Genomic DNA, 25,538 nt, shown 5'->3' with positions numbered 1-25,538 from the left:
GTCAACGTCGGGCGATTGTCAGCCGAGTCTGCGGGGCAGCACGGGGTGCGATCAGCAGGTAGCCGACCGCCGCGCGGGAGGGGCGCAACCGTTCGTCGTGGCCATCCGGCAATCTGTCGCAACGCCGCTGCGCGGCCCGGCCAGGCTGCGGAAGATGCCGGCTTCGTTCGACATTCCGACAGCTTTTCTCATGACCTCCTCCCGATTTCGATCCCGCGCCGCCCTGCTCTCCCTGCTGCTTGCCCCGCTGATCGGAGCAAACGCCGCAGCCAGCGAACCCATCAATGGCGAATGGGCCGGCCTGATCGAGATGGACGGCCGCGCGGCCTTCTGGCGCCTGCGGGCCGAGCAGGCCGACGGCAAAGCGCAGCTGGCCTATGCCATGCCCGGCGGCGGCGTGAACGCCGGTGGTGAATGGCAGCCGCTGCCGGGCGCGACGCTGGCCGATGGCCGCATCGGCTTTGCGCTGCCGGCCGCGATGGGCGGTGGCTCATGCACTGCCAAGCGCGAAGGCGGGTCGCTGCTTTCCGCAGCGACCGACAGCTGCCGGCTGTCGATGGTGCAGGTGGTCGCGTCGCCGCCGCAGCCCGCCGTCACGCCCGGGCTCTACCGGCTCCAGGACGGCCGGCTCGTGTCGGTGGGCTCTTTTGCCGATTTCCCCCAGCCGACCCTGATCGAGTTCGGATCGGGCCGTTGGACCTTCCTGTTCGAACGCGGCGACGGCGTGGCCACTGCGGGCCCATCGCTTCAATCGCCATGGCCGGTGCGGCTGACACTGAAGCGCCTGCCCGAGCAAGGCTCGCGCGAGCGACTGCTGTGGGCCGAAACCGGCGCCAAGCCACTGGTCGGTGAGCGGGTCGACATCATCGAGCGGCCGCTGCGCTGGACCAACGGCGCGCTGAGCCTGGCCGGCACCCTGCTGCTGCCAACCACCCCTGGCCCGCATGCCACGGTCGTGCTTTCGCCCATGTCCACCAACGCGCCGCGCGAGGCCTACCGCCAGCAGGCCGAGTTCTTCGTCAGCCAGGGCCTCGCCGCCCTCATCTACGACAAGCGCGGCGTGGGCGAGTCCAAGGGCGACATCCGCGACACCGGCCTCAACGACCTGGCCGACGACGCCATCGCCGCGGTGCGGCTGCTCAAGCAGACACCCGGCGTCGACCCCCGGCGCATCGGCGTCTGGGGCCACTCACAGGGCGGCTGGGTTGCGCCCATCGCGGCGGCACGCAGCAGCGACGTCGCCTTCGTCATCGCGCAGTCCGGGCCCTCCGTGACTGCGGCCGAGCAGGAGATCTACCGCGTCGAGACCAGCGCCCGCAACGAGGGCCTCAGCCCCGACGAAGTGGCCGAAGCCGCCGACTACGAGCGCCGCCTGATGCATTGGGTCGAGACCGGCGAGGGCCGCGAGTGGCTGGAAGCGGCTGCACGCACCAAGACCAGCGCGCGCTGGGCCCACCTGGTGGAATTCAACGAGAAGCTGCCGGACCTGCCGAGCCGACGTGCCAAGACCTTCTGGTACTTCGACCCGATGCCGTCGTATGCCCGGGTCAAGGTTCCCATGCTGGCCGTGTTTGGCGACCGCGACGCCTTCGTGCCGGTGGAGCGCAGCGTGACGCTGCTGCGCCAGGCCCTGGCCCAGGCCGGCAACCGCGACCACCAGATCACCATCCTCGACCACGCTGCCCACGGCCTGTGGGCGACCGACCTCGACAGCGGCCATAAGGCAGCCACGACGACGGGCTTCCATGCCGACTACTTTCCGACGCTGGTGCGGTGGATGAAGGCGCAGGGGCTGACCGGGACGGGGACCGAAAGCGCTAGGTAGCAGCTGCCAGCGGCGGCAGGCGAGGCTCCTTGTTTGCGCAAAACCGCACGTTACCGTCGGCCTGACCCCACGGTCGAGCGGTACCTGCACCGGGACCGACTGGGACACTGCGCACCGCCCGAGCCGACCCACACAGGTCGCCGGCAATCAGCAACCCAGGGAGAACCCATGCGAAAGATCTTCGCCCCGTTGGCCGTGGCCCTCTTGGCCATGTCCACTCAAGCCAGCGCCGGATGGCGCACCTTCGTGGCCCATGGCCACGTCACTATCGCCACTCCAACCGCCCCCAGCGGTGCCAAAGTCACAATCCAGTTCTCGTACGACGCCGACATCGGCGAACCCAATCTCGCCAGCCATGGCGATGGCAAAGGCAGCGGGTACACCACAGCGGCCTACGGCTTCGCCACCGAGGTGACGATGAAAGTCAACGGGCACGTCATGACTGCGCCAAACGTGCGCATCGATATCCTCAACAACGCCGGCAGCAATGTGGAAGACGCGTTCAGCGTCTACGCCTACCCGATGGTGATGGATGGGACAACTTTTCCCGAAGGAAGCATCGGCTTCTACCTTGGCTCCGGCCCGGGCAACACCAAGGTGCTGAAAAGTACGGCGCTGCCCCGCAAGATCAAGGTCGAAGAATTCGACTCACCCGGCTTCCAATACGGCTTTGCACAGACGGACGGGTCGTCCAATGGCGGCCTGTTGAATATCGTGATTGACTCGGTCGAGGAAATTGATTCCCACAAGGGCGGCAAGCACTGATCACCGCTCACTGCGGCAATCCTCGGGGCAGGCCATAGGTCTGCCCTTTTGCTTCCGCCTTTTAGATGCCCCATAGCGACGAAACCTCTCGTTGCTTTTGGCGCGGGCAACGCCCAGCGCCATACGTGAAGTCCACACGCTGCCGTCGTCCGCCCGGCACACCCCGCATGCTTGAATTGCACACCCGCGCGCAGGCCGCTCAGAGCCTCTGACAAAGAGCCAGCCGCACCCAGGGGCAGCTTGGAGACAACCCATGACCTCACTACGGCAAGTGGCCCGGCGCCTCCTGCTCGCCGCCACGGCCACCACCCTGGTCACCGGCGTGGCGTCCACTACGGCACATGCGCAAATCAACATCGGCCAGACCGCCGGCCACACCGGCCAGGTGGCTGCGAGCGTCGGTGAGGCGACTCGAGGCGCCAAGCTCTACCTGGACGTCGTCAATGCCGCCGGTGGCGTCAATGGCCAGAAGATCAACCTGGTGTCGCTGGACGACAAGTTCGACCCCAAGATCGCCGTCACCAATGCCAAGCAGCTGATCGACCAGGGGGTCATCTCGCTGTTCCTGAACCGCGGCACGCCGCACACGCAGGCCATCATGCCGCTGCTGACCGAGCACAAAGTGCCGCTGGTGGGGCCGTCGACGGGCGCGATGGTGCTGCACAAGCCGGTGCACCCATGGCTGTTCAATGTGCGAGCCACTTACCAGCGCGAGGCGGAGCGCGCCATCGAGCACTTGAGCCTGATCGGCATGGAGCGGATCGCCATCGTGCAGGTGGACGACAGCTTCGGTGAGGACGCCGTGGCCGGCGCGCTGGCGGGCCTGGCCAAGACCAACAAGACGGCCGTGGCACACGAGAAGTACGACCGCGCCAAGCCCGACTTCGCGCCCATCGTGCCCAAGCTGCTGGCCAAGCAGCCGCAGGCGGTGCTGTTCGTCGGCTCGGGCACCGCGGTCGTGCAGGGCATGAAGGCGGTACGGGCGGCGGGCTCGAATGCGCAGTTGGTGACCTTGTCCAACAACGCGTCGGCGGGCTTCATCAAGGACCTGGGCGAGCTGGCCTACGGCGTCATCGTCAGCCAGGTGTTCCCGTACGAGCGATCGATTGCCAAGCCCATCATCAAGGAGGCGCTGGAGGCCGCGCGCAATGCCGGCCTGGAGCTGACGCCGACGGTCGTTGAGGGCTATGTGTCGGCCAAGGTGCTGGTGGAAGGCCTGAAGCGCGCCGGCAAGCAGCCCACGCGCCAGAGCCTGCGCGATGCGCTGGAGGCCATGGGCCGCTTCGACGTGGGCGGCATCGAGGTGGGCTACAACGCCAAGGACCACAGTGGCCTGGACTATGTGGACCTGGCCATCATTGACCAGTCGGGCAAGTTCCGGCGCTGAGCCTTCTGGCCTCACGCTGGCCGTCTACCAGCCGGGCGCTGGTTGACAGGCAGTTGGAATTAACCGACACCACGCTCTCCGGCCTGCCGCTATGGTGCCGCCGCCATGAGCAGTTCCAACGCCCCACCCATCCACCGGCCCCGACTCTGGGACATCTCCCCCACCGTCGCGCCCGACGCGCCCATCTTCCCGGGCGACGAGCCCTACAGCCTGCGCTGGACGGCGCAGCTGTCGCCCGGCTGCCCCGTCAACCTCAGCGCGATCACGATGTCGCCCCACGTGGGCGCGCATGCGGATGCGCCGCTGCATTACGCCAACGACGCGCCGGCCATCGCCGACGTGCCGCTAGACACCTACCTGGGCCGCTGCCGCGTCATCCATGCAATTGGCGCGACGCCGCTGATCACGGTCGCGCACCTGCAGCACGCTGAAGGCGACCTGCCACCGCGGGTGCTGGTGCGCTGCTGCGAGCGCGCCGACACCGCCTGGAACCCGGCCTTCACCGCTTATGCGCCCGAGGCTGTCGAATGGCTGGCCGCGCGCGGCGTGCGGTTGATCGGCATCGACACGCCGAGCGTGGACCCCGCCGATTCCAAGGTGCTCGACAGCCACCAGCTGCTGCGTCGCCACGACCTGCGCGTGCTGGAGAACCTGGTGCTGGACGATGTGCCCGAGGGCGACTACGAGCTGATCGCCCTGCCCCTGAAACTACAAGGCGCCTGCGCTTCGCCCGTGCGCGCCGTCCTGAGGGAACTCAAATGAACCTTGACGATGCCAAGCGGCTCGACGCCGCCGACCCCCTGCGCAGCCTGCGCGACCTGTTCACGCTGCCGGACGGCGTGACCTACCTCGACGGCAACTCCCTCGGCGCCCTGCCTCGCGCCACGCCGGAGCGCATCCAGCGCGCCGTCGAGCAGGAGTGGGGCCAGGGCCTGATCAAAAGCTGGAACACCGCCGGCTGGATCGACCTGCCGCGCCGCCTGGGCGACCGGCTGGCGCCGTGGCTGGGCGCTCGGCCGGGTGAAGTGCTGGTGGCCGATTCAACGTCCATCAACCTCTACAAGGTGCTGCACGCGGCGCTGCAGCTGCAGCAGGGCAAACGCAAGGTGGTGGTGAGTGAGCGCAGCAACTTCCCGACCGACAACTACATCGCCCAGAGCGTGGTGCGCGCCCACGGCGGCGAGCTGATCCTGGCCGAGACGCCGGAGGACATCCCGCCGCTGCTGGACGAACACTGCGCGGTGCTGATGCTGACGCATGTGAACTACCGCACTGGCCGCATGCACGACATGGGGCTGCTGACGCGCTGGGCCCAGCAGGCCGGCGCACTCGCCGTGTGGGACCTGGCGCACAGCGCCGGCGCGGTGCCCATCGACCTGCTCGGCAGCGCGGCGGATTTCGCCATCGGTTGTGGCTACAAATACCTCAACGGCGGCCCGGGTGCGCCGTCCTTCGTGTGGATGCACCCGCGCCACGAGGGCCAGGTCTGGCAGCCGCTGACGGGCTGGCTGGGGCACGCCAACCCCTTCGACTTCGACAGCGAATACCAGCCCGCGCCGGGCATCCAGCAATACCAGTGCGGCACGCCGGCGGTGCTGGCGATGACCGGGCTGGACACCGCGCTGGACGTGTTCGACGCGGCGCAGAAGCTGGGCGGCATCAAGGCACTGCGCAACAAGTCGCTGGCGCTGACCGAGGCGTTCATCGGCGGCGTGGAGGCCCGCGTGCCGGGCGCCGTCATCGCGACGCCGCGCGACGCCGCGCTGCGCGGCTCGCAGGTGTCGTTCTCGCTGCCCAAGGGCGTGGACGGCTATGCGGTGATGCAGGCGCTGATTCACCACGGCGTCATCGGCGACTTCCGCGCCGGCGACCCGGAGCTGCTGCGCTTCGGTTTTGCGCCGCTGTACAACGGCTTTGCCGATGTGGCGCACGCGGTGCAGGTGCTTGGCGACATCCTCGATGCGGGTTCCTGGAATGCGCCGCAGTTCACCAGCCGCAGCAAGGTGACCTGACTGTGAGCACGACTGAACACCATGGCGCTCAGCTCGATTTCTCCAAGGAGATGAGCTACGGCGACTACCTGCAGCTCGACGCCATCCTGAACGCTCAGAAGCCGCTCTCGCCCGACCACAACGAGATGCTCTTCATCGTGCAGCACCAGACGTCCGAGCTGTGGATGAAGCTGATGCTGCACGAGCTGCACGCCGCCGTCGCCAACGTGGCCGCCGACCGCCTGCCCGAGGCCTTCAAGATGCTGGCGCGGGTGTCGCGCATCATGGAGCAGCTCGTCCACGCCTGGGACGTGCTGGCGACGATGACGCCGCCCGAGTACAGCGCCGTGCGGCCCTACCTCGCCAAGAGCAGCGGCTTCCAGAGCGCGCAATACCGGCGCATCGAATTCACCCTGGGCAACAAGAATGCGGCCATGCTCAAGCCCCACGAGCACCGGCCCGACCTGCTGGCCCAGGTGCAGGCGGCCTATGAAGCGCCGTCGCTCTACGACGAGGTGCTCAAGCTGATGGCCCGCCGCGGTATCCCCGTGCCGGCGGCCCACCTGAACCGCGACTGGACGCAGGCCCACGTGGCCGCCGACGGCGTGAAGGACGCCTGGCTGATCGTCTACCGTGCGCCACAAAGCCACTGGGACCTCTACCAGATGGGCGAGGAACTGGTGGACCTGGAAGACGCCTTCCGGCTTTGGCGCTTCCGGCACGTGACGACCGTGGAGCGCGTCATCGGCTTCAAGCGCGGCACGGGCGGCACGGGCGGCGTCAGCTACCTGCGCAAGATGCTGGACGTGGTGCTGTTCCCCGAGCTGTGGGCGCTGCGGACGGAGCTGTAGACGCACCGCTTCATGTCGATATCCGGCGTCGTGGATCGTCGTGAACTGCCCGGCCCGGTTGGCCGGTTCCGGGACAAGCCACGATGAAACTCCTCCTCACCTCCGCCGGCATCCGCAACGCCAGCATCCATGCGGCGCTGCTGGACCTGCTCGGCAAGCCCATCGCCGACTGCAACGCCCTTTGCATCCCGACCGCCTTGTACGGCCATCCACACGGCAGCCCCGACAACACCTGGCGTTTCGTCAGCGGCCAGCAGCCTTCCACGCCGATGTGTGGGCTCGGCTGGAAATCGGTCGGCGTGCTGGAGCTGACGGCCCTGCCCAGCATTGATCGCTCGCGCTGGGAAGGCTGGGTCAGGCAGGCCGACGTGCTGCTGGTCGACGGCGGCGACGCGCTCTACCTGTGCCACTGGATGCGCCAGTCTGGCCTGGTCGATCTGCTGGAGACGCTGCCCGCCATGGTCTGGGTGGGCCTGAGCGCCGGCAGCATGGTCATGACGCCGCGGGTGGGCGAGGCCTTCGTCGAGACCAAGCCGCCCATCACCGGCAACGACAAAGCCCTGGGCGTCGTCGATTTCGCCATCTTTCCCCACCTGGACTACCCAGGCTGGCCGGACAACCGCCTGGCTGCCGCCGAGAAATGGGCGGCGGAGATCGGCTGCCCGGCCTATGCCATCGATGACGAGACGGCCCTGCGGGTGGTGGACGGCCAGGTGGACGTCGTGTCCGAAGGCCACTGGAAGGCCTTCCGCCCCAACCCGGCATGACAACCTGACGTGCAGACCCCGGCTCCTACAATCCGCGACACCCCTTTTCCATGACCCGGCGCCCACCCGGCGCGGGTCCCTGACCGAGGTCCTGACGCCATGGACACCCGCACCCACGAAACCCGCCTGCGCATCGAGCGCCTGCGCGACGCCCTGGCCGCCACCGGCGCGCATGCCGTGCTGGTGCCGTCCAGCGACCCGCACCTGTCCGAATACCTGCCCGGGCGCTGGCAAGGCCGCGAATGGCTGTCGGGCTTCACCGGCTCGGTCGGCAGCCTGGTCGTCACGCGCGAACACGCCGCGCTGTTTGCCGACAGCCGCTACTGGGCCCAGGCCGAGGCGCAGATCGCCGGCAGCGGCATCCAGCTGGAGAAGATGGCCAGCGGCGCGTCAACCCAGTACATCGACTGGATTGCGCAGCAGTTGAAACCCGGCCAGGTGCTGGCCGTGGACGGCCAGGTGCTGGGCCTGTCGCTGGCCAACGCGCTGCGCGGCGCGATGCATCGCGCCGGCATCCAGCTGCGCACCGACGCCGACCTGCTGCAAGCCGCGTGGGACGGCCGCCCCGACCTGCCCACCGAGGCTGTCTACGAACACCAGGCGCCCCACGCCGCCGTGGCACGAGCCGACAAGTTGGCGCGTGTGCGCAAGGCGATGGCCAGCATCGGCGCCAGCCACCACCTCGTCTCGACCGTCGACGACGTGGCCTGGCTGCTGAACCTGCGCGGCGCCGATGTCGAATGCAACCCCGTGTTCATCGCCCACCTGCTGCTGGACCCGACAGGCGGCCACCTCTTCATCGGCAACGGCAAGGTGCCGGCCGACGTGGCGGCGCGCCTTGCAGCGGATGGCATCCAGCTTGCGCCCTATGACCAGGCCGCCGCGGCGCTGGCCGCATTGCCGGCCGATGCCAAGCTGCTGATCGACCCGCGCCGCATCACGCTGGGCCTGCGCGAGGCCGTGCCGGCGGGCAACAAGGTGGTCGAGCAGATCAACCCCAGCACGCTGTTGAAGAGCCGCAAGACGCCGGCCGAAGCCGTCTTCATCCGCGAGGCCATGGCCGAGGACGGCGCGGCGATGTGCGAGTTCTATGCCGAGTTCGAGGCGTCGCTGGCCCGCGGCGAGCGCTGGAGCGAGCTGGACGTTGACACGCGCCTGTCCGCGCAGCGCCGCAAGCGCAAGAACTTCATCGGTCTTTCCTTCTCGACCATTGCCGGCTGGATGGCCAATGGCGCCCTGCCCCACTACCGCGCCACGCCCGAGTCCTTCGCCCAGATCGAGGGCGACGGCCTGCTGCTGATCGACTCAGGCGGCCAGTACCTGGGCGGCACGACGGACATCACGCGCGTCTGGCCCATCGGCACCGTCAACACGGCGCAGAAGCGCGACTACACACTGGTGCTCAAGGGCACGCTGGCGCTGTCGCGCACCCGCTTCCCGCGCGGCACGCTGAGCCCGATGCTGGACGCGATTGCCCGTGCACCGCTGTGGGAGCACGGCTTGGACTACGGCCACGGCACCGGCCACGGCGTGGGTTACTTCCTGAACGTGCACGAAGGCCCGCAGAGCATCAGCAAGGCAATCCCAGAGCCGCAGATGGCGATGGAGCCCGGCATGATCACGTCCATCGAGCCTGGCCTGTACCGGCCGGGCCTGTGGGGCGTGCGCATCGAGAACCTCGTCATGAACGTGGCCGTCGACACGCCCGAGAAGAATGCCTTCGGCGAGATGCTGGCGTTCGAGACGCTGACGCTCTGCCCCATCGACACGCGCTGCATCGACCTGAGCCTGATGCGCGCCGACGAGATCGCCTGGCTGAACGACTACCACGCCACGGTGCGCGGGCGACTGCAGCCCCTGGTCAGCGGCGCGGCGCTGGCCTGGCTGCTGACGCGCACCGAACCGATCGCCGCCTGAGCAATCAGCCCGCAGCCACGGCAGCAGGCTGCACCGCCGGGTAGTGCCACACCAGCGCCGCACTGGCCATCAACATCAACAGCATGCTGCCGAACAGCGGCACCGTGCTTTCCGCATGGCCCATGAAGGGCGCAACGACCTGCGTGCCCACGGCGCCTGCGGCCAGTAGCGCCAGGACCAGCATGGCCGTGGCCCGGCCCATCTGCGCGGGCGGCACGGCCAGCGCGTCGCCAAACGTCGCCGGCCCGCGGATGGCCAGCGCACCGCAGAAGCAGAACCAGTAGGCCAGCAGCGCCTCGTAGGGCAGCGCTCCCCACACCAGCGCGGCGACGAGGGCCAGTGAGCAGGCCGCCAGCTGCACCGCATTGCCCAGCCACACCAGGCGGGCATGGCCCAGCTTTGCGGCCAGCCGGCCTGACTGCGTCGCGAACAACATGAAGGCGCCCACGCCGATGACCTGTTGCAGCGCGAAGGCCTCAGAGCCCAGCCCCAACGTGTGCTGAAGCAGTTGCGGCGAGCTGGCGAGGAAGGTCAGCAGCGCACCGATGCACAGCGCATGGGACAGCGCCAGCCGCAGGAAGCGCGGGTTGCGCGCGATGTCCAGATAACTCGCATGGTGGGCCATGTCCAGCCCCGGCAGCCGGCGCGGCGCGATCTTGACGACCCAGGGCAGCACGGCCAGCGACAAGCCCAGCAGCACCCAGAAGGTGCCGCGCCAATCCATCACCTGCAACAGCAGCGCGCCGATGACCGGCCCAGCCGCCGGCACGATGGCCTCGACCATCGAGATGGCGGCAATGCCGCGCACCATGTCGGCATCGCTCAGCGTGGCGCGCACGACGCTGGGCGACACGATGGTGGCCGCCCCGGCCGCCACGCCCTGCAGCAGGCGAAGCACCAGCAGGGTCTCGATGTCGGGCGCGAGTGCGCAGCCCAGGCTGGTCAGCGCCAGCAGCACCAGGCCCACCTCCATGCAGCGGCGCGGGCCCAGGCGGTTCAGCAGCTCACCCCACAGCAACTGGGCGGCGGCCAGGCCAGCCAGGTAGACGGCCACGGTGGCCTGCGCCATGGGCACGCTGATGCCCAGGCCCGATTGCAGGGCCGGCACGGCGGGCAGGTAGAGATCCAGCGCGGCCATGCTGACGCCGGTGACGATGGCCAGCGGCAGGATGGTGCGTATGGAGGGGGACGGTGATTGCATGGCGAGCCTCTTCTTCACAGAGGGCGCCCTTGTCCTGTCGTCACCACCCAGCGTGGCGGAAGCATCGTGGCCTCCGTCGCAGCACCCCTGGGCAGGAACGGCACCGCGGCAACAGCCCGCGGCGCGCATCAATTTTAGGCAGGCAAACTCCCGTCATGGACCAAGTTGAAGTGGCCGTCATTGGCGCTGGCGTCGTCGGCCTTGCCATCGCCCGCGAGCTGGCTTTGCGCGGTCGCGAGGTCGTCGTCATCGAGGCGGGCAGCGCCATCGGCACCGGCATCTCCTCGCGCAACAGCGAGGTCATCCACGCCGGCCTCTACTACCCGGCGGGCAGCCTGAAGGCTCAGCTGTGCGTGCGCGGCAAGGCGCTGCTGTACGACTACTGCGCCGCGCGCGGCATTGCGCATCGGCGTTGCGGCAAGCTGGTGGTGGCGACGCGCGATGAAGACCTGCCGCGGCTGGCGCAGCTGGCAGCCAGCGGCGCGGCCAATGGTGTCGATGACCTGCGCCTGTTGAGCCGCGCCGAGACGCTGGCGCTGGAGCCGGCCCTGCGAGCCGCCGGCGCGCTGTTGTCGCCGTCCAGCGGCATAGTCGACAGCCATGGCCTGATGACGGCGCTGCTGGGCGACGCCGAGGCGGCCGGCGCGGTGCTGGCGCTGGCCAGCCCGGTCACCGGCGGCGCACGTGAAGGCGGGGGCTGGCAATTGCGCGTCGGTGCGGACTTCGAGCTTGCCGCGCGCTGCGTCGTCAACGCGGCCGGGTTGTTTGCAGCGCAGGTGGCCACTTCACTCGGCACGCCGGCGCCGCCGCTGCGCTTCGCGCGTGGCCACTATTTCTCGCTGGCGGGCCGGGCACCGTTCACGCGGTTGATCTATCCGCTGCCGGTCGACGGCGGCCTGGGCGTGCATCTGACACTGGACCTTGGCGGCCAGGCGCGCTTCGGTCCGGACGTGCAGTGGCTGCCCGACGCCGATCCGGCGGCGCTCGACTACGCCGTCGACCCGGCCCTCGGTCCAGCCTTCGAGGCCGAGGTGCGCGGCTACTGGCCAGCGCTGCCGGCCGGCGGGCTGCAGCCGGCCTACAGCGGCATCCGGCCCAAGCTGAGCGGCCCGGGTGAAGTGACGGTGGACTTCCGCATCGACTGCGCCACACCTGGCCTGGTCAACCTGTTCGGCATCGAGTCGCCCGGGCTGACGGCCTCGCTGGCGCTAGCCGAAGCGGTGGCCGCGCGGCTTTAGATCGCCAGCGCTGCGTCGCTCGCGGCCGCGCGCGGCCACAGTGCCAGTCCACCGCCGAGGCTCCAGGCCTGCTCATGGCCGAGCCGGCGCAATGCCTTGGCGGCCTGCGCGCTGCGGTTGCCGCTGCGGCAGAAGAAGACAACGGGCGTCTCGGCCGGCAGGGCCAGCCAGCGCGTCAACGCATTCGGCAGGCCGGACAGCGGCACGGCCTCGCGCCTGACTGAGTGACCAAGTTCGGGCGGCTGCCCAAGGCGCTGCTCATAGGGTTCGCGCACGTCGACGAGCAGCAAGCCCGGGTGCCCGATCAGCAGCTCATGCAGTGCGTCCAGGCTGACCTCGCTCGACACCAGTGCGCAGCCGCTGTCGACGCGCGCGCCGCAGGCCACGGTCTGGTACTGCGTCAAGGCCAGGCCCTGCTCCAACTGCGCCTTGGCCGCGGCAAAACCGGCGGCGTCGATGCGGCCGCTGAGCACGTCGGCCAGCAGCGGCTGGGCGGCGCATTCGACGGCCAGCGTGCTGGCGAACCGGTCGTCGTAGTCATGGCCCGGCAGCAGCAGCGTGTGCGGGCCGACGACCTGTTCCAGGCGGGACAGCGACGCGCCATATTGCAGCGGTGCGCTCTGCTCGAAGTCGCTGCGGCCCAGCGCGCCCGGCATGACGGTGTCACCGACGAAGGCCAGGCGCAGCTCGCCCGCGCTGTGCAGCAGGTAGGCGGTCGAGTCCTCGGTGTGGCCGGGAACGACCAGGCGGGTCAAGCGCGACGCACCGAGCGTGATCGCCTCGGCGCCCCGCGGCCAGCCCAGCGCGTCGACATCGCCGCGCGCTTGCTGCACGGCAGCCAGCAGCTCGGGCGCGGACGAGGCATGGTCGCCATGGCTGTGGGTGTCCAGCACGGCAGCGAGTGCATAGCCCTGGCAGCTGACCCATTGGGCCAGGCGCTCGGTGAGCTCAGGCAGCGGGTCGATGACGACGGCGCGGCGGCTGGCGGCGTCGGCGAGCAGATAGCAGCAGGCGCCATCGACGACGAAGCGGGTCAGGCCGTCGGCCGGCAGGGCTTGCCCCGGGGCGTTCGGGTCCAGGCAGCTTTCGCGCAGCGACTCACCGCAGACGCGGATGCGCGCACAGGCCTCGGCGATGAAGGCGGCGTCAGCCACCGGGCCGAAGGACAGGCGCACCGCCGAGGCGGTCTGCCAGGCGGGCAGGCCCATGGCTTCGAGGACATAGCTGGGCTGCGCCTTGGCCGCGCTGCAGGCCGAGCCGCCGCTGACGCGCAGCTCGGCGGCGTCGAACAGGTCCAGCAGCAGCTTGGAGCTGATGCCGGGGACGGCGAAGTTCAGCGTCGTCGGCAGGCAATGCTCGAGCGGCGCATTGAAGACGAGCCCAGGAAAGGCCTGCTGCAGCGCTTCGGCCAGGCGGTCCCGGTAGGCGACCAGCGTCGCGTGATCGCGGAATGACCTGCCGTCCTCCAGCGCTGCCAGCACCGCGCCGAGGGCGGCGATGCCCGACATGTTCTCGGTGCCCGAGCGCAGAGCGCCCTCCTGGCCACCGCCGGCCAGCAGCGGCGTGAACGGCGCACCCTCGCGCACATAGAGCAGGCCGATGCCCTTGGGCGCATAGAGCTTGTGGCCGGAGAAGGGGGCGTAGTCGATGCGGCGCTCAGCCAGTCGCAGCGGCAACTTGCCCAGGGCCTGCACGCCGTCCACCATCCACAGCGCGGCGCTACCGGCCAGCGCGGCGGCGATGCCGTCGAGGTCGCTGATGACGCCGGTCTCGTTGTTCGCGGCCATCGTGCAGACGAGGCCGGCACGCGGCGCGTGCTCGCGCAGCCAGGCCAGGTCATGGCGGCCATCGCGACCGACGGGAATGGCAAGCACGGTCAGGTCCAGGCCGAGCAGTGCGTTCCAGTGCTTGATGGCCTCCGGCACGGCCTTGTGTTCGGTGGCGCCGTAGAGCAGCAGTTCGGGCTTGACGGCCGCATCACGGAGGGCGCCGAGCGCCGACAGCACGGCGGTCTGAATGCCTTCGGTCGCACCGCTCAGGAACAGCAGCCGGCCGCTGCCCGCACCCAGGACGCGCCGCGCCCGCGCACGCACCCCGTCCATCAGCGCACGCGCCTTCAGGCCGGTGCTGTGGATGCTGCTGGGGTTGCCGAAGTCGTCGGCCATGGCGGCCATCGCTGCCTCGCGGGCCTGGGGCAGCACGGGCGTGGTGGCGTTCGCGTCGAGATAGATTTCCATGGCGCCGAATGTTAGGCCCCTGCCCGCGCGCACGGCATGCCGTTGTGGCATGCGGTTTGCCGTCGCGACGGCAAGCATCATGAGCAAGATCAGCACTGACAAGCTTGAACCCAGCAAGACCGTCCTGCTGCTGGTGGACTTCATCAATCCGCTGAATTTCGACGGCGCAGAACAGATCGCGCCCTCGGCTCTGGAGGCTGCCAGGCAGACCGCCGCATTGCGCGGCCGACTCGCGCAGCAGGGCGTGCGCACCATCTACGCCAACGACAACTACGGGCGCTGGACGTCAGATTTCAAAGAGCTTTGCAAGCATTGCGCCGCCCTGCGTGGGGTGCCCGGCAAGATGGCCAAGCTGTTGGCGCCGACGCGGCAGGACTTCACGCTGCTCAAGGCCAGGCACTCGGCGTTCTATGGCACGCCCTTGAACATCCTGCTCGAACAACTGCGCTGCAAGCGCTTGATCGTGACCGGCATCGCGGCCGACAGCTGCGTGCTGTTCAGCGCGATGGACGCCTACCTCAGGGGCTACTCGATCTGGGTGCCGCCCGATTGCATCGCATCGGAGACCGAGCAGGCGCGCGACATGGCGCTGGCGCAGATGGCACGCGTGCTGAAAGCCGACATCAGGCCCTCGGATCGGCTCAAGCGCCGCGACCTGTAATCCCTACCGTCAAAACGCCGACTCGCGTGCACGCGATTTGGCACAGCAGCGCGCCAGCCGCATGCGGCACGCGGTTTGCCCATAGCGGTGGCTCCGCGCGCCAGCGACATGTCGTCGCAAAGCGCTTCTTTGCCACCAGCCAGTAGGACATCACATGCCAACCACCGCAACGAAGACCTCAGCCAAGGCGTCCAAGGGCGCCGCCACCAAATCCGCAGCGAAGAAGACTTCGAGCAGCGCCAAGAGCAAGTCGACGCCCGACGCTGTCGACATGCTGACGCAGGACCACAAGGACGTGAAGGCGCTCTTCAAGGAGTACGACAAGCTGGTCAAGGCCGATGGCGACGCCGAGGAGAAGCAGGCCCTCGCACTGCAGATCTGCGCCATGCTGACGGCGCACGCCACTGTGGAAGAAGAGCTGTTCTATCCGGCCGCCCGCGAGGTGCTGGGCGAGGACGAGGACCTCGTCGACGAGGCCGATGTCGAACACGCCAGCGCCAAGGATCTGATCGCCCAGATCGAAGCCGCCACACCGGACGATCCCTACTACGACGCCAAGGTGAAGGTGCTGGGCGAATACATCGACCACCACGTCAAGGAAGAAGAAGGCGAGATGTTCCCCAAGATCCGGAAGTCCGATCTGGATCTCGACGTCATGGGCGAAGAACTCGCCGCACGCAAGACGCAGTTGCTCGGCGACCTGGCCGAGCCGCACTGACCGGCGAAGCGACCAGGGCCACTCCCAGTAATTCAGAGCTGGCCTCGGAAAGCAAAACAGGCACCTTGGTGCCTGTTTTTACTTGGAGAGTTTGGGGTGGCTGACGGGACTCGAACCCGCGACAACAGGAATCACAATCCTGGACTCTACCAACTGAGCTACAGCCACCGCAGAGCCAAAGAGTATAGCGGAAAAGTCAGGGGGCACTGGCCGCCGACGCTGGGGCGGCGACGTTGATGACGGCCTTGTATTGGGACTTCAGCGCTGCCAGAAAGGCTTGCCCTTCGGCCCGGGCCCATGCACCTGCGTATTGCTGGGCAGCCCGCTTGTCGTCGATGACGGCGGCATCGCGCGGCTGCAGCTGATTGATGCGCGCGACGATGTAGCCGCCGTCATCTGCCGCAAAACCCACCGCGGCAGGCAGCTTGGCGGCGTCGGCGCCGAGCACAGCTTCCAGCTGCGCGCGTGTCAACGCTTGCGGCTTGGCACGTGACACCGTGACGGCCGCTTCCAGACCGGCTGTATCGGCGGGATTGGCCTTCAGCGCAGCCAACCGCGCCTCGCCCACCTTCTTGGCCTGTTCCGAAGCCAGCTTCTGGACGAGCTGCTGTCGCACCTTGTCCTTCACGTCGGCGAGCGGCGGCACGCGGGCCGGGTTGTGCTGGACAACGCGGGCCGACACCAGCTGGCTGGCACCCGTCTCAACGGCTTCGGTATTTCGCTTGTTGCGCAGCGCTTCGGCGCCGAAGACAGCGTCGAGCAGCTTGGGCGAAGCCAGCGGGCCTGTCACACCGGCCTGGGGCTGGCGCTGGACGGTGGCGGTCTGGAGCTTGAGCTTGAGCTTGTCCGCGGCCGGTTGCAGGCTGTCGGCCTGCTCGTAAACGAGATTGCCGAACTGCTCGGCGGCTTCCGCATAGCGACGCTGAGCGAGCTGCTTGCGCACTTCGCCCTCGACCTCGGCGCGCACGGCTTCAAAAGGCTTCTTCTCGCCACCACGGGTGCCGGTCAGCTGGATGATGTGATAGCCGAAATCGGTCTCGACAAGGTTGCTGATTTCGCCCGACTTCATGGCGTAAACGGCAGCGTCGAACTCCTTGACCATGGCACCGCGGCTGAAGAAGTCGAGGTCGCCGCCATTGGCCGCGGAGCCTTCATCCTGGGAGTTCTTCTTGGCCAGCGCTGGGAACTCGGCGGGGTTCTTGCGCACTTGCGCCAGGATCTCTTCCGCCTTGGCCTTGGCCTTGGCCCGCTCGTCAGCCGGCGCGCTGCGCTCTGCCTTGATCAGGATGTGGCTGGCGCGGCGCTCTTCGGGCACGCCGTAGCGCGCCGCGTTTTCCTTGTAGTAGGTCAGCAGGTCGTCTTCGGTGAACTTGACGTCCTGCTTCAGGGCCTCCAGGTCCAGTACCACGTACTGGATCTGGGCAGTTTCGGGCAGCTGGAACTTGGCGGCGTTGGCCGGTTCCTTGTAGAAGGCTTCGATGTCGGCATCGCTCGGATTGAGCTTGGCGGCAAAGCCCGCGACGTCGAAACGCTGCAACTGCACTTCACGCTGCTGCAACAAGGCATCGAAGGCCAGCTTGGGCGCCGCAGTACCGACAGTGGCCGACGTTTCGATAGGCGTCGTGACTTGGCGGATGGCGTAGTCCTGTCGCAGGCGCTCCAGAAAGATCGAGGGTGTCATGCCCTGCGCGGCGAGCATGGCCTTGTTGACGGTGCCGTCGGGGTTGCGCAGAAAAGCGAACTGGGGGTCGTTCCAGAACCTGGCGTTGACGGCCTCCGCGCTGGGCGTGAAGTGCTGGTGCTCCGCCGCCGCCTTGAGCGTGCGCTCGTTGACGAGGCCTTCGAGGGCCTGGCGCTTCACCTCGGGCGTGTCCAGCAGTTTGGCGTCGACACCGGGGCTTTGGCGGCGGATGCGATCGGCCTGCTCGCGCTGCGCGGAATCCCACTCGGCTTGCGTGATCTTGCGGCCATTGACGGTGGCCACGCTGGCGTTGGCGCCGTCCATCATGCTGGTGTAGCCCTGCATGCCGACGAAGGCGAAGGACGGCAGGATCAAGATCAGCAGGATGAACTGGAACAGGCGGTTGTGTTGGCGGACGAATTCAAACATCTCAGGAAGCCTTGACGATCAAGCGCTAAGAATCAAACGCGACGAAGGCGAACCGGGTGGTTCGCCTTCGAGGGGAGCCGCATTCTAAGTGCGGGACGGCTGATGCCGTCCCCGGGCGGGTGGTGGGCGCTGACGGGCTCGAACCGCCGACAATCTCCGTGTAAGGGAGGTGCTCTACCAACTGAGCTAAGCGCCCGGGAATTCCGGAACCGGCTGAACCTTCAGTTCACGGCGTCTTTGAGCGCCTTGCCGGGTTTGAACTTCGGCACCTTGGCCGACTTGATCTTGATCGTATCGCCTGTGCGGGGGTTGCGGCCAGCTCGCGCGGCCCGCTTGGTGATGCTGAAGGTGCCGAAGCCTACCAGCGACACCGTGCCGTTCTTCTTCAGTGTCGTCTTGACGCCGCCGATCACGGCTTCGAGCGCACGGCCGGCAGCAGCCTTAGAAATGTCTGCCTGCTTGGCGATGTGCTCGATCAATTCGGACTTGTTCACTCGTGCCCCCTCATGACGATTCTGCGGACTGTTGAGCCCTGCGCATGGATGTGTGCAGGGCTGCAAATGCGGATGTCGATCCCGCATTGCGCTGCCGCATGGAGCCATCAGAAGATGGTTGTGACGCGCGCGGGGAAGCGGATTCTAGACGCGCGCCAAGAAGCAGGCGGGGCGGGAAAAGTCCCGATACAACTCGGTCTCCGGGTTCGCTCGTGAGGGCGCTAACGCGCCTTGGCCCGAATCTCGGGCAGCGCCTTCTGCAGGTAATAGACCATGGACCAGATGGTCAGCACGACGGCCGCGTAAATCAGCCAGGTGCCCCATTCATGCGTCGGGATGACACCGAAAAGCCGGCCGTCATACAGAAGAAAGGGAATGGCCACCATCTGCGCCGTGGTCTTGAGCTTGCCCACCATGTGGACGGCGACGCTGCGCGACGCGCCGATCTGCGCCATCCATTCACGCAGGGCCGAGATCGTGATCTCGCGGCCGATGATGACCAGCGCAACGAAAGCGTCCACGCGCTGCAACTTCAACAGCACCAGCAGGGCCGAGCAGACCATCAGCTTGTCCGCCACCGGGTCGAGGAAGGCGCCAAAGGACGAGGTCTGGTTGAGCTTGCGGGCCAGGTAGCCGTCCAGCCAGTCGGTCAGCGCCACGACGATGAAGAGCACCGTCGCGAACAGGTTCTGGTGGTCGGGCGTCAGGTCCAGATAGAACACCCCGACGATCAGCGGGATGGCCACGATGCGGGCCCAGGTCAGCAGAGTCGGCAGCGTCAGGAACATGGCGGCCATTGTGCCCAAGCTTGGGGCGCTGGGAGGAAGGGTATTGGCCTAAAGCTCTAGGCCACGGATGCGTTGGTTCAATCGAGGCTGCGCGGCTTGAAGCGGCGATGCTCGTCGAACAGGAAGGTCTCGGTGAACCTCCAAGGCGCGGGCATGCGGCGCACATCGCCGTAGGGCGCGGCACGGTGCACCGCATCGATGGCCATCTGCAGTGTTTCCGGGCCAAACCGGGGGGGCCGCACCACGTCGATCTTGCGAACGCTGCCGTCAGCCTTCACCTCGACTTCCAGCACGATGACGGTCAGCAGATGCGAAGGCGCTGGCGTCATGTAGCTGCGCTCAGGGTTTGCCATGACCAGGCGCTGGGCCGCCTGACGGCGCAATTCATCGTGGGTGCGCACCGGCTTGGGCGGTGGCATGCCAGGCGGCTTGGGCAGGGCGACGCCGGGCGCGGGGGCCGGCGCGGCAGGCGCAGGCGCAACAACGGGCGCTGGTGTTAGCGCGGGCGTCGGTGCCGGGGCCGGTGCGCGCGGCGCGGCACCGCAGCCGGCCAGCATGGGTGCAATGAGCCATCGCGCGGCGCGCAGAAAGCGATTCACGGGCACGACGGCCTCCTCTCCTCGTGGGTCTGTTGTCGGCAGCATCTTGCGCCAGCTTGGGTTCAGTGCAGTGCGCGGTAGATGTCTTCGGCCAGCTCGCGTGAGATCCCTTTCACGCTGCAGAGCTCATCGACGCTGGCGCCGGCCACGCCGCGGACGCCGCCAAAGCGCTGCAGCAACTGCGAGCGCTTCTTGGGCCCGACGCCGGGCACATCCTCCAGGCGCGAGCCGCCCGTGCGCGTGGCAGCGCGCTTGCTGCGCATGCCGGTGATGGCAAAGCGGTGGGCCTCGTCGCGGATCTGGGCGACCAGCATCAGCGCGGCGGAGTCGCGGCCAAGATAGACCTTCTCACGGTCGTCGGCAAACACCAGCTCCTCCAGCCCGACCTTGCGGCCCTCGCCTTTCTCGACACCGGCGATCAACCCCAGATCGAGGCCAAGCTCCTCGAAGACCTCGCGCGCCATGCTGACCTGGCCGCGGCCGCCGTCCACCAGCACGAGGTCAGGCAGCCGCGCGGTGCCGAGCTGGGCAGCCTCGGCCATCTTGCTGTAGCGACGCGTCAACACCTGCCGCATCGCCGCGTAGTCGTCACCGCCGGTGATGCCTTCGATGTTGTAGCGGCGGTACTGGCTGCTCTGCATCTGGTGGTCTTCGAAGACGACGCAGCTGGCCATCGTCGCCTCGCCCGCCGTGTGGCTGATGTCGAAGCACTCGACGCGGAACTTGTCGATCTCGGCGACCGACAGGTCCAGCGCATCGACCAGTGCGCGCGTGCGCGCCTGCTGCGAGCCCTCCTCCGCCAGCAACCTGGCCAGCGCCAGCTCGGCGCCCTTGATGCACATGTCCTGCCAGACGCGCCGCTGGCCACGTGGCTGGGCCTGCACGCTCACGCGGCTGCCCAGCTGCAGGGCCAGCGCTTCGGCCATGCTGGCGGCCACCGGCTCGCTGACGACGATCAGGCTGGGCACTGGCGCGGCGAGGTAGTGCTGGACCATGAAGGCTTCGAGCACCTGGCGTTCGACGGAGAGCTGCTCCTCGTCATCCAGATGAACGGCTGTCGCCTCGTCGACATGCTTGGGGAAGAAGGCGCGGTCGCCAAGGTGCCGCCCGCCCCGCACCATCGCCAGGTTCACGCAGGCGCGACCACCCTGCACCTTGACGGCCAGGATGTCGACATCACGGTCGCGGCCCGTGGCACTGCTCTCCTCGATGACCTGCTGCTGCAGCACCTTGGACAGCGCCTGGATCTGGTTGCGGACTTCGGCGGCCAGCTCGTAGTCGAAGCGCTCCGCATAAGCCGTCATCTGCTGCTGCAGCGCGGCCATCACCTCATCCGTCTCGCCGCGCAGGAAGCGTTCGGCGCTCTGCACATCGCGTGCGTACTCGGGCGTCTGGCCGAAGGGCACGCAGGGCGCCGAGCACCGCTTGATCTGGTGCAGCAAGCAGGGCCGGCTGCGGTTGTTGAAGACGCTGTCCTCGCAGGTGCGCAGCTTGAACACCTTCTGCATCAGCTGGATGGATTCCTTCACCGCCCATGCGCTCGGGAAGGGGCCGAAGTACTTGTGCCGCTTGTCCACCGCGCCGCGGTAGTAAGCCATCCGCGGCCAGGCGTGCGAGGTCAGCTTGAGATAGGGATAGCTCTTGTCATCGCGGAACAGGATGTTGAAGCGCGGGTTCAACGTCTTGATCAGGTTGTTCTCAAGCAGCAGGGCCTCGGCTTCGGTCCGCACCACCGTGGTCTCCAGCCGCACGATGCGCGACACCATCACGCCGATGCGCGTGCCGCCATGGTTCTTCTGGAAATAGCTGCTGACGCGCTTCTTGAGGTCCTTGGCCTTGCCGACATAGAGCACCTCGCCCTTGGCATCGAAATAGCGATAGACGCCCGGCATCGCCGGCAGCGAATTGACCTCGTTGAGCAGCTTTTCGCGCATCGCGCGCGCGGCGCTCTCGGCGGCTGCGCTGCGTTCCTGTTCGGACAGCTGCGCCTCGGGGGTATCGGGGCTGGAAGGGGTCGGGCTCGACATCGGCCGGATTTTCGCCTGGGACAATCCACCGCATGGAAAGCCGCCCGCTTTGGGACATCTTCTGCCGCGTCATCGACAACCACGGCGACCTCGGCGTCTGCTGGCGGCTGGCGCGTGACCTGGCCATGCGCGGTCACACCGTGCGGCTGTGGGTGGACGATGCGTCGGCCTTGGCATGGATGGCACCCGAGCTGGCCGCCGGCATCGGGTTGCGCGCTTGGCCGGAGCAGGATGTGGACGTGCAGCCGGGGGACATCGTCATCGAAGCCTTCGGCTGCGAACTGCCGCCCTCCTTCGTCGCGCGCATGGCGGCCTGCCCGCAGGCGCCGCGATGGATCAATCTCGAGTACCTCAGCGCAGAAGACTACGTCGAGCGCAGCCATGGCCTGGCGTCACCGCAATTCAGCGGGCCAGGCGCGGGCTTGACCAAGCATTTTTTCTACCCGGGCTTCACGGCACGGACGGGCGGCCTGTTGCGCGAGCCCGGGCTGCTCGATCAAATTGATGGCTTTGATGGGAACAGCTGGCTGGCTCAGCGCGGCTGGGCACCACGGCCGGGGGAGCGAATCGTCAGCCTGTTCGCATATGCCAACGCGGCCTTGCCGGCGCTGCTGGACGCGCTGGCCGAGGAACCGACCTTGCTGCTCGCCTGCCCGGGTCCGGCGCAGGCGCGAATCGAAACGCGGGCGGGCTTGCGCAGCATCGCCGTGCCGTATCTGCCTCAGCAAGACTATGACCGCCTGCTGTGGTCCTGCGACCTGAACTTTGTGCGCGGCGAGGATTCCTTCGTGCGCGCGCAGTGGGCCGGCAAGCCCTTCGTCTGGCAGATCTACCCACAGCATGATGACGCCCATCACGCCAAGCTGGAGGCCTTCATGTCGCGCGCCGATCTGCCCGACGCGTGGCGTGCGGTGTGGCACGGCTGGAATGGCTTGGGCGCGCTGCCGGCTTCGCTGACGGGGCTGGCCGAGGCTGCGGCGCATGCCCCGGCATGGCGTGCGCAATTGGCAGCGCAGCCGGACCTGCTCAGCCAGCTGGACGGTTTCGTGAGGGCTTCCCGCTAGAATGTCGGGCTTTGCCGCGCCAAGCCGAGACGGGATCTGGTGCGCAGCCTGCCGGCAACCCGGCGCTCTACTTCGCAATACACCATGAAACTCGCTCAAGAAATCCGCGCCGGCAACGTGATCATGCAGGGCAAGGACCCGATGGTCGTCCTGAAGACGGAATACAGCCGTGGTGGCCGTGGCGCCGCGACCGTGCGCATCAAGATGAAGAACCTGCTGAACGGCGCCGGCGCCGAGCTGGTCTTCAAGGCCGACGACAAGATGGAGCAGATCATCCTCGACAAGAAGGAGTGCACCTACACCTACTTCGCCGACCCGATGTATGTCTTCATGGACACCGAGTACAACCAGTACGAGGTGGAGGCCGAGAACATGGGCGACGCCATTTCCTACCTCGAAGACAGCATGGCCGCCGAAGTCACCTTCTACGATGGCAAGGCCATCTCCATCGAGCTGCCGACCAGCGTCGTGCGCGAGATCGAGACCGAGCCTGCTGCCAAGGGCGACACGTCGGGCAAGGTCATGAAGCCCGCGCGCCTCAAGGGCACCGGCTTTGAGATCTCGGTCCCGGCCTTCGTGGAAAACGGCGACAGGATCGAAATCGACACCCGCACGCACGAGTACCGCAAGCGCGTCTGAGGCCGCCGCGGCCGTCGCAGTCAAACGCCCGCAGCTTGCGGGCGTTTTGCTTTATTCGTCGCTGTCCGAAAGATCGGAGAGATCGATTTCCGGCTCAGCATCGATCTCGCTGTCGAAATCGACCGTGCCCTTGACCGGGATCCAGGGCCGGTCCAACGGGCGGTAGATGCGGCTTTGCAGACGGGCCAGGCGGTCCGAGCGCCCGATGGCGTTCATGACCTGCTCAGGCGAAATCAGCATCGCAAACGGGTCGGCCAGATTCGGGGTGGTGTTCAGCATGGTGAGCCTCGTGGTGAGTCGATGGCTTCACTGTAGGCAGGCGGCCCGTTTCACGACAGTCGGCCCAGCGCGCTAGGCGCTGTAAGACTTTCCCTTACACGCCCCTTTGACCGAGCACTATTTGGCGGAGTTGGCGGCGTCCGCTGCGCGCTGGCGTTCCTTGATGAGGCGGCGCAGTTCTGCAGCCAGCTTGTCGCGTTCGCCGCGTTGGGCGAAGTCGGCCGCGGTCAGCTCTTGCTCGTTGGCTGCGCGAGGCTCCGCGCCGGCCTTGAGCAGCAGGGGCACAAGGTCGGAGTTGCCATAGCGGGCAGCCATCATCAGCGGCGTCGTGCCGTTCTCGGAGCGCGCATTGAGTTCGGCGCCCTGGGCGATCAGGAAGGCCGCAACGCCGTTGTCCGGGCCGCTGCAGGCGTAGTGCAGTGGCGTCCAGCCGGCCCGGTTGACCGCAGCGCCGCGCTTGACCAGAGCCCGCACGGCCGGCAGCGAGCCACGGATGGCCGCGATCATCAGCGGCGTCTCGCCCTGGGCGTTGGCATCGTCCACACGGGTCTGCGGCGAAGCCAGCAGGCTGTCGAGGGCGCGCTGCGAGCCCTCGTGCAAGGCGATGAAGATGGCCCGGCGGCCGCGCGCATCGTCCTGGTTGGGATCGACGCCTTTGAGAAGCAGGGCCAGCACGGTGCGCCCATCGTCCATCTCGGCGGCCGTGACCAGCTCGTCGATGGGCGCGGCCTGTGCCAGCAACGCGGCAGAAAGCGCAACGCCCGCCAGCCAGACCTTCATGCGACCTCCGGCAAGCAGAACAACCGCCGTGTGTTCGCCGTCGTGAGGGCGGCCAGTTCGGGCACGGGCAGGCCCACCGCGTCGGCCACGGCCTTCGCCACATGCGGCACATAGGCCGGTGAATTGGTCTTGCCGCGAAAGGGCATGGGCGCCAGGTAGGGGCTGTCGGTCTCGATCAGCACGCGGTCCAGCGGCAGCAGCTTCAGCAGGTCGCGCAGGTCCTGGGCGTTCTTGAAGCTGACGATGCCCGAGAAGGAGATGTAGTAGCCACGTTCGACGGCGGCCAGCGCCACCTCGGCGGTCTCGGTGAAGCAATGGAAGACGCCGCCGGCCGACTCGCCGCCCTCCTCGTCCAGCACGCGCAATGTGTCGGCGGCGCTGGATCGGGTGTGGATGACCAGCGGCTTGCGGGCCTGCCTGGCCGCGCGGATATGCGTGCGGAAGCGCTCGCGCTGCCACTCCATGTCGTCGATGCTGCGACCATTCAGGCGGTAGTAGTCCAGACCGGTCTCGCCAATGGCGACGACGCGAGGCAGCGCAGCCAGCCGCACCAGCTCGGCCACATCGGGCTCGCGCATGTCCTCGGTGTCGGGATGAACGCCCACCGTGGCCCAGAGCTGGTCATGCTCGATCGCCAGCGCATGCACCGCCTCGAACTCTTCCATCTGCGTGCAGATGCAGACGGCCTGCTCAACCTGGGCGGCCTGCATGTCGGCCAGGATGGCCGGCAGGTTCTGCTTCAGCTCGGGGAAGCTGAGGTGGCAATGCGAATCAATGAACATCGGGCTAGAGCGTCTGCGTCGGCTTGCTCGACGAGATCGCCGTGCCGAGGATTTCCTCGATGCGGACGCGGATCGCTCGCGTCTTCTCGTCACCTGGAAAGCGCACGCCGACACCCTGGGTGCGCCCGCCGGAGGCGTTGGGCGGCGTCAGCCAGGCGACCTTGCCGGCCACCGGATAGCGCTGGTTGTCCTCGGGCAGGGCCAGCAGCAGATAGATGTCTTCGCCGAGTTTGTAGTCGCGCGTTGTCGGCACGAACAGGCCGCCATCGGTAAAGGCAGGAATGTAGGCTGCATAAAGCGCCGACTTCTCGCGGAAGACCAGCTGGATGACGCTGGGCCGCGCGCCCGCACCGGCCGCGCCGCCCACGGTTGGCAAGGGCAGGCTGCCGCCCATCTGGCTGGGCTGGAATTGCGGGCT

At 67.7% G+C, this 25,538-nt stretch carries 24 protein-coding genes and 2 tRNA genes; 13 read left to right on the top strand and 13 right to left on the bottom strand.

Features of this window, described 5'->3' with window-relative positions; genetic code table 11:
• Positions 1-190 precede the first annotated feature (190 nt).
• From ASC81_RS19150 to ASC81_RS19115, 8 genes are all read left to right on the top strand, one after another.
• Positions 191-1,825 (top strand): S9 family peptidase, encoded by a 1,635-nt coding sequence (locus ASC81_RS19150; RefSeq protein ID WP_056270570.1) that lies wholly within the window; start codon positions 191-193, stop codon positions 1,823-1,825.
• 168 nt (positions 1,826-1,993) lie between these two features.
• Positions 1,994-2,590: a hypothetical protein gene (locus tag ASC81_RS19145; RefSeq protein WP_056270568.1), complete on the top strand. Its 597-nt coding sequence runs from the start codon at positions 1,994-1,996 to the stop codon at positions 2,588-2,590.
• A gap of 253 nt (positions 2,591-2,843) precedes the next feature.
• Positions 2,844-3,977: an ABC transporter substrate-binding protein gene (locus ASC81_RS19140; protein ID WP_082536651.1), complete on the top strand. Its 1,134-nt coding sequence runs from the start codon at positions 2,844-2,846 to the stop codon at positions 3,975-3,977.
• Positions 3,978-4,082: 105 nt separating this feature from the next.
• Entirely contained in the window at positions 4,083-4,739 is a 657-nt protein-coding gene (gene kynB / locus ASC81_RS19135; RefSeq protein ID WP_056270565.1) for an arylformamidase, read from the top strand.
• Positions 4,736-5,989 (top strand): kynureninase, encoded by a 1,254-nt coding sequence (gene kynU, locus ASC81_RS19130; protein ID WP_056270562.1) that lies wholly within the window; start codon positions 4,736-4,738, stop codon positions 5,987-5,989. The genes kynB and kynU overlap by 4 nt, the downstream gene beginning before the upstream one ends.
• 2 nt (positions 5,990-5,991) lie before the next feature.
• The gene (kynA, locus tag ASC81_RS19125) at positions 5,992-6,819 is read left to right on the top strand and encodes a tryptophan 2,3-dioxygenase (RefSeq protein ID WP_255354442.1); all 828 of its coding nucleotides are present in this window, start codon (positions 5,992-5,994) and stop codon (positions 6,817-6,819) included.
• Positions 6,820-6,902: 83 nt separating this feature from the next.
• Positions 6,903-7,586, top strand: a complete 684-nt coding sequence (locus ASC81_RS19120) for a Type 1 glutamine amidotransferase-like domain-containing protein (RefSeq protein WP_056270561.1) — start codon at positions 6,903-6,905, stop codon at positions 7,584-7,586.
• 99 nt (positions 7,587-7,685) lie between these two features.
• Positions 7,686-9,503 carry an aminopeptidase P family protein gene (locus tag ASC81_RS19115; RefSeq protein ID WP_056270558.1) on the top strand — a complete coding sequence of 606 codons (1,818 nt, stop codon included), beginning with the start codon at positions 7,686-7,688 and terminating at the stop codon, positions 9,501-9,503.
• Between the two features lie 4 nt (positions 9,504-9,507).
• On the opposite strand, the gene ASC81_RS19110 is transcribed toward ASC81_RS19115, so the two are convergent.
• Positions 9,508-10,704, bottom strand: a complete 1,197-nt coding sequence (locus ASC81_RS19110) for an MFS transporter (protein WP_056270555.1) — start codon at positions 10,702-10,704, stop codon at positions 9,508-9,510.
• A 155-nt stretch (positions 10,705-10,859) separates the two neighbouring features.
• Here ASC81_RS19110 and ASC81_RS19105 point away from each other — a divergent pair, with 155 nt between their 5' ends.
• A complete protein-coding gene (locus ASC81_RS19105; RefSeq protein WP_056270551.1) occupies positions 10,860-11,942 on the top strand; it encodes an NAD(P)/FAD-dependent oxidoreductase in 1,083 nt (360 codons plus the stop codon).
• Here the strand turns inward: ASC81_RS19105 and ASC81_RS19100 are convergent.
• Complete coding sequence (locus tag ASC81_RS19100) at positions 11,939-14,179, bottom strand: aminotransferase class V-fold PLP-dependent enzyme (RefSeq protein WP_056270548.1); 2,241 nt, start codon at positions 14,177-14,179, stop codon at positions 11,939-11,941. The genes ASC81_RS19105 and ASC81_RS19100 overlap by 4 nt on opposite strands.
• A gap of 79 nt (positions 14,180-14,258) precedes the next feature.
• Here ASC81_RS19100 and ASC81_RS19095 point away from each other — a divergent pair, with 79 nt between their 5' ends.
• Both ASC81_RS19095 and ASC81_RS19090 read left to right on the top strand, forming a co-directional pair.
• Positions 14,259-14,840, top strand: a complete 582-nt coding sequence (locus tag ASC81_RS19095) for a cysteine hydrolase family protein (RefSeq protein ID WP_056271781.1) — start codon at positions 14,259-14,261, stop codon at positions 14,838-14,840.
• 154 nt (positions 14,841-14,994) lie between these two features.
• Entirely contained in the window at positions 14,995-15,558 is a 564-nt protein-coding gene (locus ASC81_RS19090; protein ID WP_056270544.1) for a hemerythrin domain-containing protein, read from the top strand.
• A gap of 92 nt (positions 15,559-15,650) precedes the next feature.
• Here ASC81_RS19090 and ASC81_RS19085 read toward each other — a convergent pair.
• The 7 genes from ASC81_RS19085 to uvrC form a co-directional block, all read right to left on the bottom strand.
• Positions 15,651-15,726 (bottom strand) — tRNA-His (locus ASC81_RS19085).
• Between the two features lie 28 nt (positions 15,727-15,754).
• The gene (locus ASC81_RS19080; RefSeq protein WP_056270541.1) at positions 15,755-17,668 is read right to left on the bottom strand and encodes a SurA N-terminal domain-containing protein; all 1,914 of its coding nucleotides are present in this window, start codon (positions 17,666-17,668) and stop codon (positions 15,755-15,757) included.
• Between the two features lie 120 nt (positions 17,669-17,788).
• Positions 17,789-17,864 (bottom strand) — tRNA-Val (locus ASC81_RS19075).
• Positions 17,865-17,889: 25 nt separating this feature from the next.
• Positions 17,890-18,162, bottom strand: coding sequence for an HU family DNA-binding protein (locus ASC81_RS19070; protein WP_056201680.1), 273 nt, complete (start codon positions 18,160-18,162; stop codon positions 17,890-17,892).
• Positions 18,163-18,383: 221 nt separating this feature from the next.
• Positions 18,384-18,950, bottom strand: coding sequence for a CDP-diacylglycerol--glycerol-3-phosphate 3-phosphatidyltransferase (gene pgsA / locus ASC81_RS19065; protein WP_056271778.1), 567 nt, complete (start codon positions 18,948-18,950; stop codon positions 18,384-18,386).
• Between the two features lie 77 nt (positions 18,951-19,027).
• Positions 19,028-19,555 (bottom strand): hypothetical protein, encoded by a 528-nt coding sequence (locus ASC81_RS19060; protein ID WP_235533711.1) that lies wholly within the window; start codon positions 19,553-19,555, stop codon positions 19,028-19,030.
• Between the two features lie 56 nt (positions 19,556-19,611).
• Positions 19,612-21,576 (bottom strand): excinuclease ABC subunit UvrC, encoded by a 1,965-nt coding sequence (gene uvrC / locus ASC81_RS19055; RefSeq protein WP_082536648.1) that lies wholly within the window; start codon positions 21,574-21,576, stop codon positions 19,612-19,614.
• A 32-nt stretch (positions 21,577-21,608) separates the two neighbouring features.
• Between uvrC and earP the strand changes: the two genes are divergently transcribed.
• Complete coding sequence (gene earP, locus ASC81_RS19050) at positions 21,609-22,640, top strand: elongation factor P maturation arginine rhamnosyltransferase EarP (RefSeq protein WP_056270539.1); 1,032 nt, start codon at positions 21,609-21,611, stop codon at positions 22,638-22,640.
• Between the two features lie 84 nt (positions 22,641-22,724).
• Entirely contained in the window at positions 22,725-23,279 is a 555-nt protein-coding gene (gene efp, locus ASC81_RS19045; protein ID WP_056270537.1) for an elongation factor P, read from the top strand.
• Between the two features lie 51 nt (positions 23,280-23,330).
• Here the strand turns inward: efp and ASC81_RS19040 are convergent, their stop codons facing one another.
• From ASC81_RS19040 to ASC81_RS19025, 4 genes are all read right to left on the bottom strand, one after another.
• Positions 23,331-23,558: a hypothetical protein gene (locus tag ASC81_RS19040; protein ID WP_056270535.1), complete on the bottom strand. Its 228-nt coding sequence runs from the start codon at positions 23,556-23,558 to the stop codon at positions 23,331-23,333.
• Between the two features lie 117 nt (positions 23,559-23,675).
• Entirely contained in the window at positions 23,676-24,338 is a 663-nt protein-coding gene (locus ASC81_RS19035) for an ankyrin repeat domain-containing protein (protein WP_056270532.1), read from the bottom strand.
• The gene (locus ASC81_RS19030; protein ID WP_056270530.1) at positions 24,335-25,120 is read right to left on the bottom strand and encodes a TatD family hydrolase; all 786 of its coding nucleotides are present in this window, start codon (positions 25,118-25,120) and stop codon (positions 24,335-24,337) included. The genes ASC81_RS19035 and ASC81_RS19030 overlap by 4 nt, the downstream gene beginning before the upstream one ends.
• 4 nt (positions 25,121-25,124) lie before the next feature.
• The gene (locus ASC81_RS19025) at positions 25,125-25,514 is read right to left on the bottom strand and encodes a PilZ domain-containing protein (protein ID WP_056271770.1); all 390 of its coding nucleotides are present in this window, start codon (positions 25,512-25,514) and stop codon (positions 25,125-25,127) included.
• Positions 25,515-25,538: the final 24 nt, after the last annotated feature.

The sequence above is a fragment of the Pelomonas sp. Root405 genome, from assembly GCF_001425165.1.
Classification (GTDB): domain Bacteria; phylum Pseudomonadota; class Gammaproteobacteria; order Burkholderiales; family Burkholderiaceae_C; genus Pelomonas.
Note: the sequence above shows the minus strand (reverse complement) of the source record. Positions and strands in the feature narration are given on the sequence as shown.